This is a genomic window from Sphaerisporangium album, from assembly GCF_003323745.1.
Taxonomy (GTDB): Bacteria; Actinomycetota; Actinomycetes; order Streptosporangiales; family Streptosporangiaceae; genus Sphaerisporangium; species Sphaerisporangium album.
Genome location: NZ_QOIL01000004.1, coordinates 97739 through 112023, shown reverse-complemented (window position 1 = coordinate 112023; position 14285 = coordinate 97739). Strand labels below are relative to the sequence as shown.

The following is a 14285-nucleotide window of genomic DNA, read 5'->3' as shown; positions in this document are numbered from 1 at the left end:
GGCGACAGGTAGAAGAATAGCGGACTTCCGGGGTGGCTGTGACACCGGTTTGTCCTCGGCTGAGGCCGCGCCGGGCGCTGTGCCAGGGGCCTATCGCAGAGACCCCGCATGGTCCGCCGTAGAGACCCGCGCATGATCCGCCGTAGAGACCGCGCGCGGTGCGCCGTAGAGACCGCGCATGGTGCGCCGTAGGGACCACGCATGGTGGGCCGTAGAGACCGTGCCTGGTTCGCAGGGGAGTCGGGGGCTGGTGTGTAGGGCGAGGCGGTGAGGGTGGGTGCTGGGGGTTGGGTGTGTGGGGAACGTTGTGTGGGGGGCGGGAAGGTGCGGGAGGCTGTGGGGTGATCCACACGGGATGGGGTGTGGGTCGCTAGGGTCGGGGGGACGAGAGAGGACACCTATACCGATGGCCGACAGCAGTTTCGACGTGGTTAGCAAGATCGACCGGCAGGAGGTCGACAACGCGCTGAACCAGACGGTCAAGGAAGTCGGGCACCGCTTCGACTTCAAGGGCACGGGGGCGAGCATCGCGTGGTCGGGGCAGGACATCGTGATCAAGGCCAACAGCGAGGAACGCGCGAACGCCGTGCTCGACGTGTTCAAGGAAAAGATCATCAAGCGCGGTCTGTCCCTGAAGACTCTGGACGCCGGCGAGCCGAAGCTTTCCGGGAAGGAGTACCACCTGGCCGTGGCGCTCAAGGAGGGCATCGACCAGGAGCACGCGAAGAAGATCTCCAAGATCATCCGGGATGAGGGGCCCAAGGGCGTCAAGGCGCAGATCCAGGGTGACGAGCTCCGGGTCAGCTCCAAGAAGAAGGACGAGCTACAGGACGTCATCGCGCTGCTGAAGGGCAAGGACCTGGACATCGCCCTGCAGTTCACGAACTATCGTTGATCAACTTGGTGATCGCACGGCGGAGCCCGCAGTTGGGCTCTGCGCCTGCGTCTCGGCTGTGACCTTGGGTCTCGGGGTCTGCCACTCCTGATGGGAGCGTGTCCAGGGCACATTGGTTCGCCGTTGTGCCCTGGGTCAGACCCCACCGGGAGCTACTCATCTACTCTCTGTCAGTGGTGCTCCAAGCGACGAGCCGCTGACTAGTGCTGTGTCCACGAACGTTCACCGGGTCTCGCTGCACGAAGGCGCCGACATTACCGTCGTTCCATCTCGTCGACCCGGCGCCGGATACGAAGACCCACCTCGGCGAAGGAATCGGACGAGTCGGTGAACCTATGCCCGTCACCGCACTAGCGATCTCTGGCGTGGTTTCGCCGCATATCGATTTCCTGGAAGGCACGCCAGGCCCTTTCAGTAGGGGAGATCGACGAGCTGCGCAGTAGGCCTACGGCGGCTGACAACACCATGAGTGTTGATGTCAACGCCAGACCAGGCGGCGGTACCAGTCGTGGCGGTAGCCGTGGTCGTAGCCGCAGTCGGTGTACAGGCACGGGTCGCTTGCGGTGCAGGCGCGCGGGCCGTTTACGGGGTGTCCGCGGGTTACCTCGCACCGCAGGTATCGACTTGGGGGCGTCTGCGAGCAGGGCGCAACTTTCTTGGGTTTCGCGGCATCTATTGGTGATGTCGAAAGGATTGCGCCATGAAGCACATGCGCACGATCGCCCTGCTCGCGGTGGCCGTCTGCGTCACGGCTGCCGGGGTCACGGGGCCGGCGGAGGCGACGACGGGAGCCGTCTCCGCCAGCGGGAAGATCGCCGCCGGTACAGGTGCCGCCACGGCGGCGGCCGCGACCGTCCGGTACGCCTGGCTTGCCGGTTGTCCCAAGCCCAAGGAGGACTACGAGGTTCCCTGCGGGGACTGGAAGTTGACGCTTCGCAGCGGGAAGACGGTCAAGGTCGGGGAGGCTACGGTCTTCCCGCGGGGGGCGGGCGGGAAGGCCGACAAGGAGACCAATGCGCCGTTCGCGGTCAGCGGGGACGGGACGCGGCTTCTCTACTTCCGCAAGTCCGATCGGAAGCTGGTCTGGAAGAACGTCGCCGGCGGCGCCTCACACAGCCTGCCGGGCAGGGCCGCGCGGGTGCCGAAGGGGCTCGGCATGGGCGACGTCGACCCCACGTTCTCTCCCGGCGGGGACGTCGTGGTGCTCGACTATTCCGACTCTGACGGGAAGATGGCCACGCTGATCGTCCGTCTCACGGACGGCCATATCGCACGCCTTCCCGGGTACCTCGCCGTGGAGGGGTTCAGCCCCGACGGCCGGCGGATCCTGGCGTCGCGGTTCACCGAGGAGAACACGACCGAGTACGCGGTGTACGACACGGACGGGGCCGAGGCGGAGAGCCGTGTGGTGCCGCAGGTGGTGTCGAACAACGCGCCGGTGGCGCTCGCCGACGACGGGGTGACGGTGGGAGTGGTCATCGCGCAGTCGGGGAAGCCGCGCCTGCGGCAGTACGACCTCTCCACCGATTCGGTGTCTCCCGCCATCGAGATCCCGCTTACTTCCCAGGATTCCCCGTACCGGATCTCCTGGGACAACTCCGGCAAGCTGACGCTGTGGTACCTGACCTCGAAGAAGGACGGGACGGTGACGCGGGCGTCGGCGAGCACGGTCGATCCGTCCACCGGAGCGCTCAAGAAGATCGACAGCTTCAAGGTGCCCGTCAAGACCTGGAATTGGTGGCTGCCCGGGGACTGACATGCCGATCGTCGGCACGGTCGCCTGCGGTGATCTGTCGGACGGCGCGCGGGTCGATCGGCGGGGGTCGATCAGCCAGGGTCGATCGGCGCGCCGTCCTATAAACTCCGGTTCAGGAGGGCACATGGCCAAGGTCCATGAAAGGCTCAACGAGCGACTACGCGCGTTCATCGCCGGCCAGCCGGTCTACTTCGTGGCCACGGCGCCCGAGCACGGCGGGCACGTCAACGTCTCGCCCAAGGGGTACGCCGACACGTTCGCGGTCCTGGACGACACCACGGTCGCGTATCTCGATCTCGACGGTAGTGGTGTGGAGACGATCGCCCACATCCGTGACAACGGGCGCGTCACCATCATGTTCGCCGCGTTCTCCGGCCCGCCGAACATCGTGCGGCTGTACGGGCGCGGGCGGGTGGTCACGCCGGGCGACGATGGGTTCCCGGGGCTGCTCAAGCTGTTCGGGCCGCATCCGGGGGTGCGATCGGTCATCGTCGTCGAGTGTGACCGTATTTCCGACTCCTGTGGCTTCGCCGTGCCCTTCATGAGCTTCGACGAAGACCGGCCGCTGCTGGACGAGTGGGCCGAGCGTAAGGACGTCCAGCAGAAGCGCTCCTACCGGGCCAGGAACAACCGGGAGAGCATCGACGGGCTCCCGGCCCTGAGCGCCGAGGAGACCGACCCGGTCACCCACCGTTCGTAGGCGTCAAGGCGCTTTCAGGTGGTCAGGGACCGGGTTTCGGTGGCGTGCGGTCAGCGCGGGTAGCCTGCCATGCGCTCGAGGCGGGCGACGCGGGCGGCGGTCGGCGGGTGGGTCGAGAACAGCCTGCCCACCCCGGCGCCACGGAACGGGTTGGCGATCATCAGGTGGGAGGCCGAGGTCAGGCGGCTCTCCTCCGGCAGCGGGAGCGAGCGCGCCCCCATCTCGATCTTGCGGAGCGCGGACGCGAGGCCGAGCGGGTCGCCGGTGAGCAGGGCTCCGGACTCGTCGGCCTGGAACTCGCGGGAGCGGGAGATCGCCATCTGGATCATGCCTGCGGCGACCGGCCCGAGGATCATCATCAGCAGCGCGCCGATGAAACCGGGGCCGTCATCGTCCTCCGAGCCGCCGAAGAACACGGCGAGGTAACTGCAGTACGTGATCATGGTGGCGAGGGCCGCGGCGACCGAACAGATCAGGATGTCGCGGTTGTACACGTGCGACAGCTCGTGCGCGATCACCCCGCGCAGCTCGCGCTCGTCGAGGATCTGCAGGACGCCGTACGTCACGCAGATCGACGCGCTGCGCGGGTGGCGTCCGGTGGCGAACGCGTTGGGCTGCATGGTCGGCGAGACGTAGAGGCGGGGCATGGGCTGGCGCGCGTCCGTCGACAGCTCGCGGACGATGCGGTAGAGGGTGGGCTGCTCCACCTCGCTCACCGGCCGGGCGCGCATGGCGGACAGGGCGATGCGGTCGGAGAAGAAGTAGGCGGCGCCGTTGGCCAGCAGGGCGATGAGGACGGCGACCTGCACACCACGACCGCCGCCCAGCCACGCTCCGCCCACCAGTATCAACGCGGACAGGGTGCCGAGAAGGACGGCGGTACGCAGGCCGTTGTGGTGCACGCTTCCCCCTTCCGGATGTTGCGCTCACCCCTGGCAACGCTTGTGGCCTGGTCGAACGTTCCCGGTGCCGAGAGGCGGGGGCGTCAGCCGACGGCGGAGAGCACGATCTGAGGTGCCACGGAGAAGGCGAGGGATATGACCAGCGCGACGGCGACGGCGATCAGCGCCGGGCGTGCGGAGTCGCGTCCGGACTGCTGCGCGCCTGGGGTGATCGCGGGAGTGAAGAGGCGGGCGGTCCAGGCGATGTAGTAGTACAGGCCGATGACGGTGTTGACGGCCATGACCACGGCGAGCCATCCGTCGCCACCCTGGACGATCTCGCGGAACACCACGACCTTGGCGAACAGGCCCGCGAGGCCCGGCGGGAGACCGGCCAGGCAGATCAGGAAGAAGGCGAGCGCCAGGGCGGAGAAGGGCTGCCGGAAGGCCAGCCCCCGGTAGTCCTCCAGCTCGTTGCGCTCCCCCGCCCGCCCGGCGGACATGACGACGGCGAACGCACCGGCGTTCATCGCCGCGTAGATCACCAGGTAGGCGATGGACGCCGCGGCGGCGGTCTTCCCGGCCACGCTCAGCGCGGCGAGGATGTACCCGGACTGGGCGACCGACGACCAGGCGAGCAGCCGTACGGCGTGACGCTGCCGCAGGGCCAGCAGGTTGCCGACGGTCATGGTGAGCGCGGCGAGCGCGGCGATGATCGGCGCCCACAGGTCCGCCTGGCCCGCCAGCGCGATCGTGAGGACGAGGATGAGCCCGGCGAACCCGGCCGCCTTGCTGATCACCGACAGCAGGGCCGCCACGGGCACCGGTGCGCCCTGGTAGACGTCGGCGGCCCAGAAGTGGAAGGGCACGGCGGCGACCTTGAAGGCGAACCCGGCGAGGACGAGCACGACCGCGACGGTGAGCACGCCCGCTGGGATGACGCTCGCCGGGACGGCGGTCGCGGAGGCGGTCGTCGCGGACAGCACGTCGGCGGAGGCCGTGCCCGGGGTGACGGCGCCCATGGCGCCTATGGCGGACAGGGGGGCGTTCAGGCTCGCCGCGATGCGCTCCAGGTGCACCGAGCCGGTCAGGCCGTACAGGAGCGAGACGCCGAAGAGCATGACGGCGGTGGAGACCACCGAGACGAGGAACAGCTTCAGCGCCGCCTCGGAAGCGCGCGGGTCGTACCTCTTCAGGGCCGTGAGGGCGAAGACGGGCAGGGACACGAGCTCCAGCGAGACGACCAGCATGATCAGGTCGCGGGACGCGGGCAGCGTGACGGCCCCGGTCAGCGCGCACAGCAGCAGGAAGTACCACTCGCCGGCGGGGATGGGGGCGGTAGCGGCGGGGGGTCCTGCAGCGGTGGCGGGGGGCCGCGCGAGCTGGGTCATCGAGAGGAGGACGATCACGACGGCCGTGGCGAGGGTGACGGCCGCGAAGATCAGCGTGAGGTGGTCCACGACGAACGAGCACGCGCCCGGGTCCGCCGTGGGCCTCAGAGGGGCGGCCGGGCCGGGGCCGACGCAGAACGTGGCGAGCCGGGTGCCTCGGACGGCCTGCGCCGCGACGACCGCGAGGGCTGCGACCACACCGGCGAGGGTGACGTAGCCGAGCGCCGCGCGGGTGCCCGGCCGGCGGGGCAGGAAGGCGTCCAGGAGCAGCACCAGCCCCGCCACCAGCGCCAGGATCAGCGGCGGCGCGATGGCCACGTAGTCGATCGACTGGGTCATCGCACCCCCAGAGACATCCGGGCGGCCGGGGCGGCGAAGGGGAACGGCAGCGGCCTCCACCGACGCGCCCACACCGAAATCACGCGCGACGCGACGGCGGCGGCCAGGTCGACGGACTCGGTCATCGCGCCCCCAGAGACATCCGGGCGACCGGGGCGGCGAAGAGGAACGGCAGCGGCCCCGACCGAACGCGCCGACACCATCACGCGCGACGCGACGGCGGCGGCCAGGTCGACGGACTCGGTCATCGCGCCCCCAGGAACGTCTGCACGGCTGGGTCGGTGAGGGACAGGAGCAGCTTCGGCCAGAGGCCCAAGGCCAGGGTGAGGGCGACGAGGGGTGTCCAGGCGGCCAGCTCGTACGGGGTCAGGTCGCGTGGAGGTCCTCCCGGTACGACGGCCGGGCCGGGGGGTACGGTGCCGCGCCCGGCCCCGGCGGGCGAGGTCTCGCGCTCGCCGGCCTCCCGCTCCGTCCCGGCGGACCAGGCATCGCGCTCGTCGGCGTCGCTCGCCCTTTCCGCCGGCCAGGCGTCGCGCTCCCTGACCTCCCCCTCCCACACGGACGGCCAGGCGTCGCGCTCCCCGGCCTCCCCCTCCGGCATGGGCGGCCAGGCATCGCGCTCGCCGGCTTGCCGGCCGGGTTCGGAGGACCGTGCCTCGCGCTCCTCCGCCACGGCGGTCTCGGTCGCGACGGGCTCCACCGGCCGGACGGGACGGGCCGGCGTCTTCGCTGGCTCGGACGGGGAGCCGTTCGGCTCGGACTCGGTGGGCTCGGAGACGCGGACGCGGGGCTCCGTCCCGGATTCGGCGATCGCGACGAGGGGTTCCTCCTCGGTGAGGGGCCGCTCCGCTTCGTCCTCGGCGAGGGGCCACTCCCGCCGCTCGTCCTTGGCAAGGGGCCACTCCCGCTCGTCCCCGGCAAGGGCCCGCTTGGCCGCGTCGCCGACGGGCACGGGCCCGGTGGACAAGCCGTGTTCACCGGACGGGCCGCTCTCGGCCGGCCGGCCGTGTTCACCGGGCGGGCGGATCTCGGGGGACGGGCCGTCTTCGCCGGAGAGTCCGAGCTCGCGGGACCGGCCGTCTTCGCCGGAGGGTGCGAGCTCGCGGGACGGGCCGTGCCCACCGAGCGGGCCGGGTTCGGGGGACGGGAGCGGCTCGGTGGGGCGGCCGTGGGTCACCCGGGAGAGCATCAGGAGGAAGTAGGCCGCCGTGAGGACGGTGCCCACGCCGCCGACGGCCATGAAGGTGAGGAAGAGCGGGCGGGGCTGGGTGGGGGCGGGGTGGAAGGCTCCGAGGAGGGCCAGCATCTCGCCCCAGAAGCCGGCGAGGCCCGGGACGCCCAGGGAGGCGACGGCGGCGAAGGTCAGCAGGGAGCCGATGTACGGCAGGCGGGCGAGCAGGCCGCCGCCGAGGCGGGACATGTCGGCGGTGCCGTACCGCTCCTTGATGGCGCCGACCAGGAAGAACAACAGCCCGGTGATCACCCCGTGGGCGATGTTCCCGAACAGGGCCGCGTTGATCCCGACCGGCGTGAGCGTCGCCAGCCCCAGCAGCACGAACCCCATGTGCCCGACCGACGAATAGGCGATCATGCGTTTGAGATCGCGCTGCGCCAGGCACGCCAGCGACCCGTACACGATGCCCGCCACCGCGAACGCGCCGAGCCACGGAGCCAGGACGGCGGCCCCCTCGGGCAGCAGGGGGATCGCGATGCGCGCGAAGCCGTACGTCCCCATCTTGAGCAGCACGCCCGCGAGCAGCACCGACCCGACCGTCGGCGCCTCGGTGTGCGCGGCGGGCAGCCAGGTGTGCAGCGGCCACATCGGCGCCTTGACCGCCAGGCCGAGCCCGACCGCGAGGAACGCCAGCACCTGCGCGCCGCGCGGGATGCCGGACCCGTGGGCCTCGGCGAGGCGCACCATGTCGAGCGTGCCCGTGTGGGCCCAGATCAGCAGCAGGCCCAGCAGCAGCACAGCCGAGCCGAGCAGCGTGTAGAGGATGAACTTCACCGCCGCCGGGCCGCGCCCCGCGCCGCCCCAGACGGCGATCACGAAGTACATCGGGATCAGCACGATCTCGAAGAACACGAAGAACAGCAGCAGGTCGAGCGCCAGGAACGTCCCGATCATGCCGACTTCGAGGATCAGCAGCGTGAACACCAGCGCCCGGAAGCGGCCGCCCTCGGGTCTGTGCCGCGCCAGGTAGACGAAGCAGAGGAACGTGAGCAGCGCGGTCAGCAGGACGAGCGGGAGCGAGATGCCGTCCACCCCGAGGTGGAAGCGCAGGGCGAGGCCGGGGATCCAGGGACGGTCGACCTCGAACTGCGCCCGCCCGGCGCGTCCGGGGTCGAACGCGACGGCCAGCGCCACGGCCGCCGCCAGCGCGAGCCCCGAGACCGCGGCCCCGTACCAGCGCGGCGGCTCGGCGCGCGTGAGCAGCAGGAGGACCGCCCCGGCCAGGGGAAGGGCCAGGAGGGCGAGCAGCACCGCGCTCATCCCGACACCACCGCCCCCCTCGGACCCGAGACCCCGGCTCCATGCCGGTGCGGCGGCATCGTACGCGGCAGCGCCGACAGAACCGCCCCGAGACGAGGGACGCCCATCCCCGCACCGCCGGAGGCGTTGGCCCCGTACGGGCGCGGCGGCGTGGGGGCGGTGCCGGGTGCGGGGGTGGGCGGTGTCGTGGTCATCCGAGGACCACCGCCGCGACCGTGATGATCAACAGGCCCGCCAGGATCCCGGTGATGTAGAGCTGCGCGTTGCCGGTCTGCGTGCGGCGCAGGATTCCGGACGCGCCGAGCGCGAGCCGCCCGGACCCGCGCACCGCGCCGTCGACCACCGTGTCGTCCGTACGCGCGACCGCGCGGGCCAGCCACAGGACCGGGGCCACGAACAGCCGGTAGTACACCGCGTCGATGTAGAACGCCCGCTCGCACGGCGCCCGCAGCGGGCCGAGCACGCGCGCCGGGTCGGCCGCGGGGTCGGAGCGCCACGCCGCGTACACCGCGCCCGCGCCGAGCAGCGCGACGACGACGCTGGTCACCGCCGTGGGCCACTCCAGCAGGCCCGCACCCGCGAACCCGAGCAGCAGAGCCGGGACGGACAACGCGCCGATGGGCCAGAGCATGGACGCCGGGGCCTCGCGGCCGTCGTAGACGTGGGCGACGCCCGGTTCGGGCTCAGGCAGCGACACGTTGTGGACGCGGCTCGGGCCGAAGAACGTGCGCAGCCAGGCGCGGGCGGCGTACGCGCCGGTCACGGCGACGGTGAGCAGCGCGCAGCCGTACAGCAGCCAGGCGGCGGCGTCCGTCAGGTACTCCCCCGACCGGGTGGCGTGCTCGATCGCGGCGAGCACGGCGTCCTTGCTGAAGAACCCGCTGGCGGGGGGCAGCCCGGCGAGCGCGGCGAAGCCGATGGTCATGGCGGGGAAGGTGATCGTCATGGACCGCCGCAGCCCTCCCATGTCTTTCATCAGGTTCGAGCCGACGGCGTGGATCACCGCGCCCGCGCACAGGAACAGCAGCGCCTTGAAGGCCCCATGGGTGACCAGGTGGAAGATCGCCGCCAGGTCGGATCCGGCGGCGAGCCCCCCGGCCATGTACGCGAGCTGGCTGATGGTCGAGTACGCCAGCACCCGTTTCAGGTCGTCCTGGGCGAGAGCGGCGAGGGCCGCGCCCAGCATGCCCAGCGACGCCACGATCGCCAGCGCGTCGAGCGTCGGACGGGCCAGCAGGAACGCCGGGAACAGGCGGGCGACGACGAAGATGCCCGCCGCCACCATGGTCGCGGCGTGGATCAGCGCGCTGATCGGCGTCGGGCCCGCCATCGCGTCCGGCAGCCAGGTGTGCAGCGGCACCTGGGCGCTCTTGCCGGCCACGCCGAGCAGGATCAGCATCGTGGCGGTCACCAGGACGGGCGTGGGCAGGTACGCGACCTCGGCGAGCACGTCGTCGATACGGAAGCTGCCCGCGGCGGCGCCGAGGACGAACAGGCCGAACAGGAAGCCGACGTCGCCGAGGCGGGTGACCAGGAACGCCTTGACCGCCGCACGCGAGTTCGCGCGGTCCTCCCACCAGTGGCCGATCAGCAGGTAGGAGCACAGGCCCATGACCTCCCAGCCCACGTAGAGGACGATCAGGTCCCCGGCGTAGACGACCAGCAGCATGGCGCTGGTGAAGAGGCTGATGAACGCGCTGTAGGACGGGTAGCGCGGTTCGTCGCGCATGTACCCGACCGAGTAGATCTGCACGGCGAGGGCCACGACCGTCACCAGGACGGCGAGCAGGGCGGCCAGGACGTCCACGCGCAGGCCCACCGTGATGGGGATCCCGCCGGTGTCGATCACCGTCAGGTCGCCGGTGAGGAGGCAGCTCCAGCCGCTGTTCCAGAAGGAGCGGGCCTCCACGGGCGGCGCCGGGGGGCTGAGGCGCCAGACGATCGTGAACAGCCAGATCGCCAGCAGCATGGAGACCAAGGTGGGCAGGACCGCGATCATCGCGGCCCTCCAGTACGCGTTGCGGTCCACCGAGCCGGGAGGTGTGGCGCGCCACGGGCGGCGGGTCGCGAGCAGGCCGGCGACCGCGGCCAGGAAGGGCAGCAGGACGACGGCGACGGCCGCCTCCATCTCGTGCCCGGTCATACGGCGCCGCCCCTCGGCCGCGCGGGCCGCGCCCCCGGACCGCCGGAGTCCTGGGTGCCGTCAGGGTCGTCGGACCCGCCGGGACCGTCCGGGTCACCTGAGCCGTCCGGGTCGTCGCCGGGTTCGGCGAGGGCGTGGAGCCGGTCGACCGCGACGGTGCGCCGGTTGCGGAAGACCGCGAGGACGATCGCCAGGCCCACGCCCAGCTCGGCCGCCGCGATCACGATGACGAAGAGCGTCAGGCCCTGGCCCCCGTGAAGAGCGTCGCCGAGCCACACGTCGAAGGCCACCAGGTTGAGGTTCACCGCGTTCAGCATCAGCTCGACCGACATCAGCACGAGGATCGTGTTGCGCCGGGCCAGCACGCCGTACACACCTATCGAGAACAGCAGCGCCGCCAGCACGGCGGGATAGACGACGTGCACGTCAGTCCTTTCCGCCGATGTCGGTGCGGGAGATCACGATGGCGCCGATCAGGGCGGCGAGCAGCAGCACCGACAGCGCCTCGAAGGGCAGGACCCAGTTCCTGAAGATGCCGGCCCCGAGCGCCTTGGCGGCGCCCCGGCCAGGAACGAGCGGGGCGTACGCCTGGCGGAAGCCGTCGACGACGGTGGTGACGAGCACGGCGGCGGTGGCGAGCGCCACGATCGCGGCCATGACCTTGTTGCCGGAGTTCAGGTCGGCGGACGGGCCGATCGGCGCGCGGGTCAGCATGATGCCGAACAGCAGGAGCACCACCACGGCGCCGACGTAGATGAGGACCTGCACCCAGGCGACGAACTCGGCCGTGAGCACCAGGTAGCAGCCGGCGAGCGCGCCGAAGGAGACGACCAGCCAGAGGGCCGCGTGGACGATCTGGCGCGTGGTGACGACCAGCAGCGCGGACGCGGCGGCGACCACCCCGAGCAGGAGGAGGACGACCTCCTGCGCCGTGGGCGGCCACAGGCCCGTGGCCGTCACGACCGGCCCGCCGGTCCATCCGGCTTCGGAGGCTCCTCCTCACCCCTCGACGGCGGCCCTACCTCCCGCCCGGTGGGCGACTCCCCCTCGGACTCGGCAGGGGCGGGCTGGGTGGGGGCCGGCTTCTTCGGGAGCGCGCCGGGAGGTCTGATCGCCCGTACGGCGGCGCGGGCGGCGGACTCGGAGGTGGCGCCGCGACTCCCGGGCGCGGTCCGTGCAGTGGTGGACGGACCGCCGGTCTCGGCGCCGCCCGATTCGGGACCACCGGACGCGGAACCCTCCGGAGCGGGACCGGCGGGCGCGGAGCCACCGGCAGCGGCGCCACCGGGGGCGGGACCGGCGGGCGGTTGGGCGGCGAGACCACTCCCGGCGGAGGCGGACGGCGCGGGGGCCGCAGGGGCGGACGGCGCCGGGCCAGCGGGGGCGGACGGTGCGGGGGCCGCGGGGGCGGACGGCGCGGGGCCTCCGGCGCGAGGTGGGCGGGTGGCGGCGGCGAGTTCTTTCGGGGGCTCGGCGTTGGGGTCGTGGGGTGGGGGGATCGGGATGGTCTGGACCCACTCGCCCAGCTTGTCCTTCTCATGGAGAAGGTTGCGGATGTCGTACTCGGCGTACTCGAACTCCGGCGACCAGAACAACGCGTCGAACGGGCAGACCTCGATGCAGATGCCGCAGTACATGCACAGCGAGAAGTCGATCGCGAACCGGTCGAGCACGTTGTGCGCGCGCGGGCGCCCGCCCTCGGGGGCCGGGGTGGTCTCCTTGTGGGAGTCGATGTAGATGCACCAGTCGGGGCATTCGCGGGCGCAGAGCATGCAGACGGTGCAGTTCTCTTCGACCAGGGCGATGACGCCGCGGCTGCGCGGGGGCAGGTCCGGACGTTCCTCCGGGTACTGCCGCGTTTCCGACTTGCTCAACATATGGCGCAGGGTGACGGCCAGCCCCTTCGCCAAGCCTTCTCCTGGTATGCCTGCCACGGTTCAACATCATGACGCACATGGGCGTTCTCGTGAATGCGGAGCACCCCGTTGGCTCGCAGTTTTCCTCAATTATCACGATTTCAGGGGACTAGCGGGGTGTCGCCGAACCTTGACCGGGTTCCTCGCCATATGGCGGCGCCGACATCGCCGTCGTCCCTACTCGCCGACGCGGCGCCGGACGAGAGACACCACACCGGCGGGGAAGCCGCACAGCAGTCAACCGACACACGCGGGGACCAGCACGCGCCAGAACCGACACAGGCGACAACCCGACACAGACCAGAACCCGCACAGCAGACAACCCACACACGCGGGGACCAGCACGCGCCAGAACCGACACAGAGGACAACCCAACACAGGCCCGAACCCGCACAGCAGACGACACAGACCAGAACCGGCACAGGAGACTACCGACACACGCGAGCCCCGGCACAGATCAGAACCCGCACAGCGGGCAGCCCGGCAACAGGCCAGAACCGGCGCGGGCGAGGGCGGCACAGGTATGTGGTCGGCGCCTTGGACGGGTATGGCGAGTGGTCCTTCTGGCCGATGCGAGACGCCCCGGCGACGCCGTATTGTTCGCGTTATGCACCCGACCAACGGCCACGGGGGCCCGGGATCGGGGCCACCGGAAGCCCTTCCTCCGGACTCCGACGATCCGAACGGCCCGACCGCTCCCCGGCCCCACCTGAAGGGCCGCCCCCTGCCGGGCCGCGAGCCCCGGACGCCCAAGGACCGCCCGGACTCCGGTCCGGACCAGGACGCCCGCGAGCCGCGCCTGAAGCACGGCCCCCGTCCCGGCTCCGAGCGCCGCACGTCGTACGACGACCGCCCCACCGAGCGCCGCCGCCCGTCCGCGGGCCGGTCCACGCCGCCGGGCCGCTCCTCCTCCGAGCCGCGTCCCCGCCCGGAGCGCCCTCCGTACGCCTCGCCGGACGCCGGGCCGATCGGGACCCCTCCCGGGTTCGAGCCCGGCCTGGCCCCGTACAACCCGCCGGTCCCCGGTCCGTACGGCCCCCCGCGCGGGCACGGGCCGCAGCCGGGGCATCCGCCCTTCTCACCCCCGCCGCCTCCGCCGAGCAACACCGCCGCCAGCCTGCTGTGGTCGCTGGCCCCCCTGCTGACCTGCGGCGCCGCGACTCCTTTCACCATGGGCTACGCCGCGGCCAAGCTGCGCAGCACGATGCTCGGCATCAGCGCGGCCTTGTACGCGATCGGCATGGCGGCGTTCCTGCTGGCCGTCGTCGCGGACGGCCCCGGGCGGGCGTCCACGATCCTCGAACTGCTCGGGGTGCTGGGGTCGACCGGAAGCTGGCTCGGCGGGACGATCCACTCGCTGATCATCCGCAAACGGGTCTTCGACCGGACGGACTCGCCGAACGACTACGCCGTGGCCGCCGCCCAGCACCGCCGCCAGCTCCGGCAGCAGGCCCGCGAGCTGGCCGAGCGCGACCCGGCGCTCGCCCGCGAGCTGCGCATCGGGCGTCCGGACCTGCCGCGCCACTACGACGACGGCGGGCTGGTGGACGTGAACCACGCGCCGGTCGAGGTGATCGCCGGGCTGCCCGGCATGACCACCGACCTCGCGCGGCGCGTCGTGGAGGCCCGGGCGGACGTCGGCGGGTTCGTCTCGGCCGAGGACGTGTCGATCGCGGTCGACCTCCCGCCGCGGCTCACCCCGGACCTGGTCGAGCTGACGATATACCTGCCCTGACCTGCGGGTCGACCGCGCGGACGCCGCCACGGACG

At 71.6% G+C, this 14285-nt stretch carries 12 protein-coding genes; 4 read left to right on the top strand and 8 right to left on the bottom strand.

Annotated features, from left to right (window positions below):
• Positions 1–406 precede the first annotated feature (406 nt).
• The 3 genes from DQ384_RS08265 (at position 407) to DQ384_RS08255 (ending at position 3351) form a co-directional block, all read left to right on the top strand.
• A complete protein-coding gene (locus DQ384_RS08265; protein WP_114028132.1) occupies positions 407–895 on the top strand; it encodes a YajQ family cyclic di-GMP-binding protein in 489 nt (162 codons plus the stop codon).
• 700 nt (positions 896–1595) lie between these two features.
• A complete protein-coding gene (locus DQ384_RS08260; RefSeq protein WP_114028131.1) occupies positions 1596–2651 on the top strand; it encodes a TolB family protein in 1056 nt (351 codons plus the stop codon).
• 124 nt (positions 2652–2775) lie between these two features.
• Positions 2776–3351, top strand: a complete 576-nt coding sequence (locus tag DQ384_RS08255) for a pyridoxamine 5'-phosphate oxidase family protein (protein ID WP_114028130.1) — start codon at positions 2776–2778, stop codon at positions 3349–3351.
• A 50-nt stretch (positions 3352–3401) separates the two neighbouring features.
• On the opposite strand, the gene htpX is transcribed toward DQ384_RS08255, so the two are convergent.
• The 8 genes from htpX to DQ384_RS43585 form a co-directional block, all read right to left on the bottom strand.
• On the bottom strand, positions 3402–4253 hold the full coding sequence (gene htpX, locus DQ384_RS08250) for a zinc metalloprotease HtpX (RefSeq protein WP_114028129.1): 852 nt from the start codon (positions 4251–4253) through the stop codon (positions 3402–3404).
• 83 nt (positions 4254–4336) lie between these two features.
• Positions 4337–5962 (bottom strand): NADH-quinone oxidoreductase subunit N, encoded by a 1626-nt coding sequence (locus tag DQ384_RS08245; RefSeq protein WP_114028128.1) that lies wholly within the window; start codon positions 5960–5962, stop codon positions 4337–4339.
• On the bottom strand, positions 5959–6210 hold the full coding sequence (locus DQ384_RS08240; RefSeq protein WP_114028127.1) for a hypothetical protein: 252 nt from the start codon (positions 6208–6210) through the stop codon (positions 5959–5961). The genes DQ384_RS08245 and DQ384_RS08240 overlap by 4 nt, the downstream gene beginning before the upstream one ends.
• Complete coding sequence (locus tag DQ384_RS42730) at positions 6207–8456, bottom strand: NADH-quinone oxidoreductase subunit M (protein ID WP_245966318.1); 2250 nt, start codon at positions 8454–8456, stop codon at positions 6207–6209. Before DQ384_RS42730 ends, DQ384_RS08240 begins: the two co-directional genes overlap by 4 nt.
• 190 nt (positions 8457–8646) lie before the next feature.
• Entirely contained in the window at positions 8647–10599 is a 1953-nt protein-coding gene (locus tag DQ384_RS08230; RefSeq protein WP_245966317.1) for an NADH-quinone oxidoreductase subunit 5 family protein, read from the bottom strand.
• Complete coding sequence (gene nuoK, locus DQ384_RS08225; RefSeq protein ID WP_114028126.1) at positions 10596–11024, bottom strand: NADH-quinone oxidoreductase subunit NuoK; 429 nt, start codon at positions 11022–11024, stop codon at positions 10596–10598. The genes DQ384_RS08230 and nuoK overlap by 4 nt, the downstream gene beginning before the upstream one ends.
• Position 11025: 1 nt before the next feature.
• Complete coding sequence (locus tag DQ384_RS08220; protein WP_114028125.1) at positions 11026–11559, bottom strand: NADH-quinone oxidoreductase subunit J family protein; 534 nt, start codon at positions 11557–11559, stop codon at positions 11026–11028.
• On the bottom strand, positions 11556–12509 hold the full coding sequence (locus DQ384_RS43585) for a NuoI/complex I 23 kDa subunit family protein (protein WP_281274022.1): 954 nt from the start codon (positions 12507–12509) through the stop codon (positions 11556–11558). The genes DQ384_RS08220 and DQ384_RS43585 overlap by 4 nt, the downstream gene beginning before the upstream one ends.
• A gap of 613 nt (positions 12510–13122) precedes the next feature.
• Here DQ384_RS43585 and DQ384_RS08210 point away from each other — a divergent pair.
• Entirely contained in the window at positions 13123–14250 is a 1128-nt protein-coding gene (locus tag DQ384_RS08210; protein WP_114028124.1) for a ComEA family DNA-binding protein, read from the top strand.
• The last annotated feature ends 35 nt before the right edge of the window (positions 14251–14285 follow it).

Excerpts from the sequence above, each read along its gene's own strand:
- DQ384_RS08265 (WP_114028132.1), top strand. The coding sequence starts at position 407 with ATGGCCGACAGCAGTTTCGACGTGGTTAGCAAGATCGACCGGCAGGAG.
- DQ384_RS08260 (WP_114028131.1), top strand. The coding sequence starts at position 1,596 with ATGAAGCACATGCGCACGATCGCCCTGCTCGCGGTGGCCGTCTGCGTC.
- DQ384_RS08255 (WP_114028130.1), top strand. The coding sequence starts at position 2,776 with ATGGCCAAGGTCCATGAAAGGCTCAACGAGCGACTACGCGCGTTCATC.
- DQ384_RS08245 (WP_114028128.1), bottom strand. The coding sequence starts at position 5,962 with ATGACCCAGTCGATCGACTACGTGGCCATCGCGCCGCCGCTGATCCTG.
- DQ384_RS08240 (WP_114028127.1), bottom strand. The coding sequence starts at position 6,210 with ATGACCGAGTCCGTCGACCTGGCCGCCGCCGTCGCGTCGCGCGTGATG.
- DQ384_RS42730 (WP_245966318.1), bottom strand. The coding sequence starts at position 8,456 with ATGAGCGCGGTGCTGCTCGCCCTCCTGGCCCTTCCCCTGGCCGGGGCG.
- DQ384_RS08230 (WP_245966317.1), bottom strand. The coding sequence starts at position 10,599 with ATGACCGGGCACGAGATGGAGGCGGCCGTCGCCGTCGTCCTGCTGCCC.
- DQ384_RS08210 (WP_114028124.1), top strand. The coding sequence starts at position 13,123 with ATGCACCCGACCAACGGCCACGGGGGCCCGGGATCGGGGCCACCGGAA.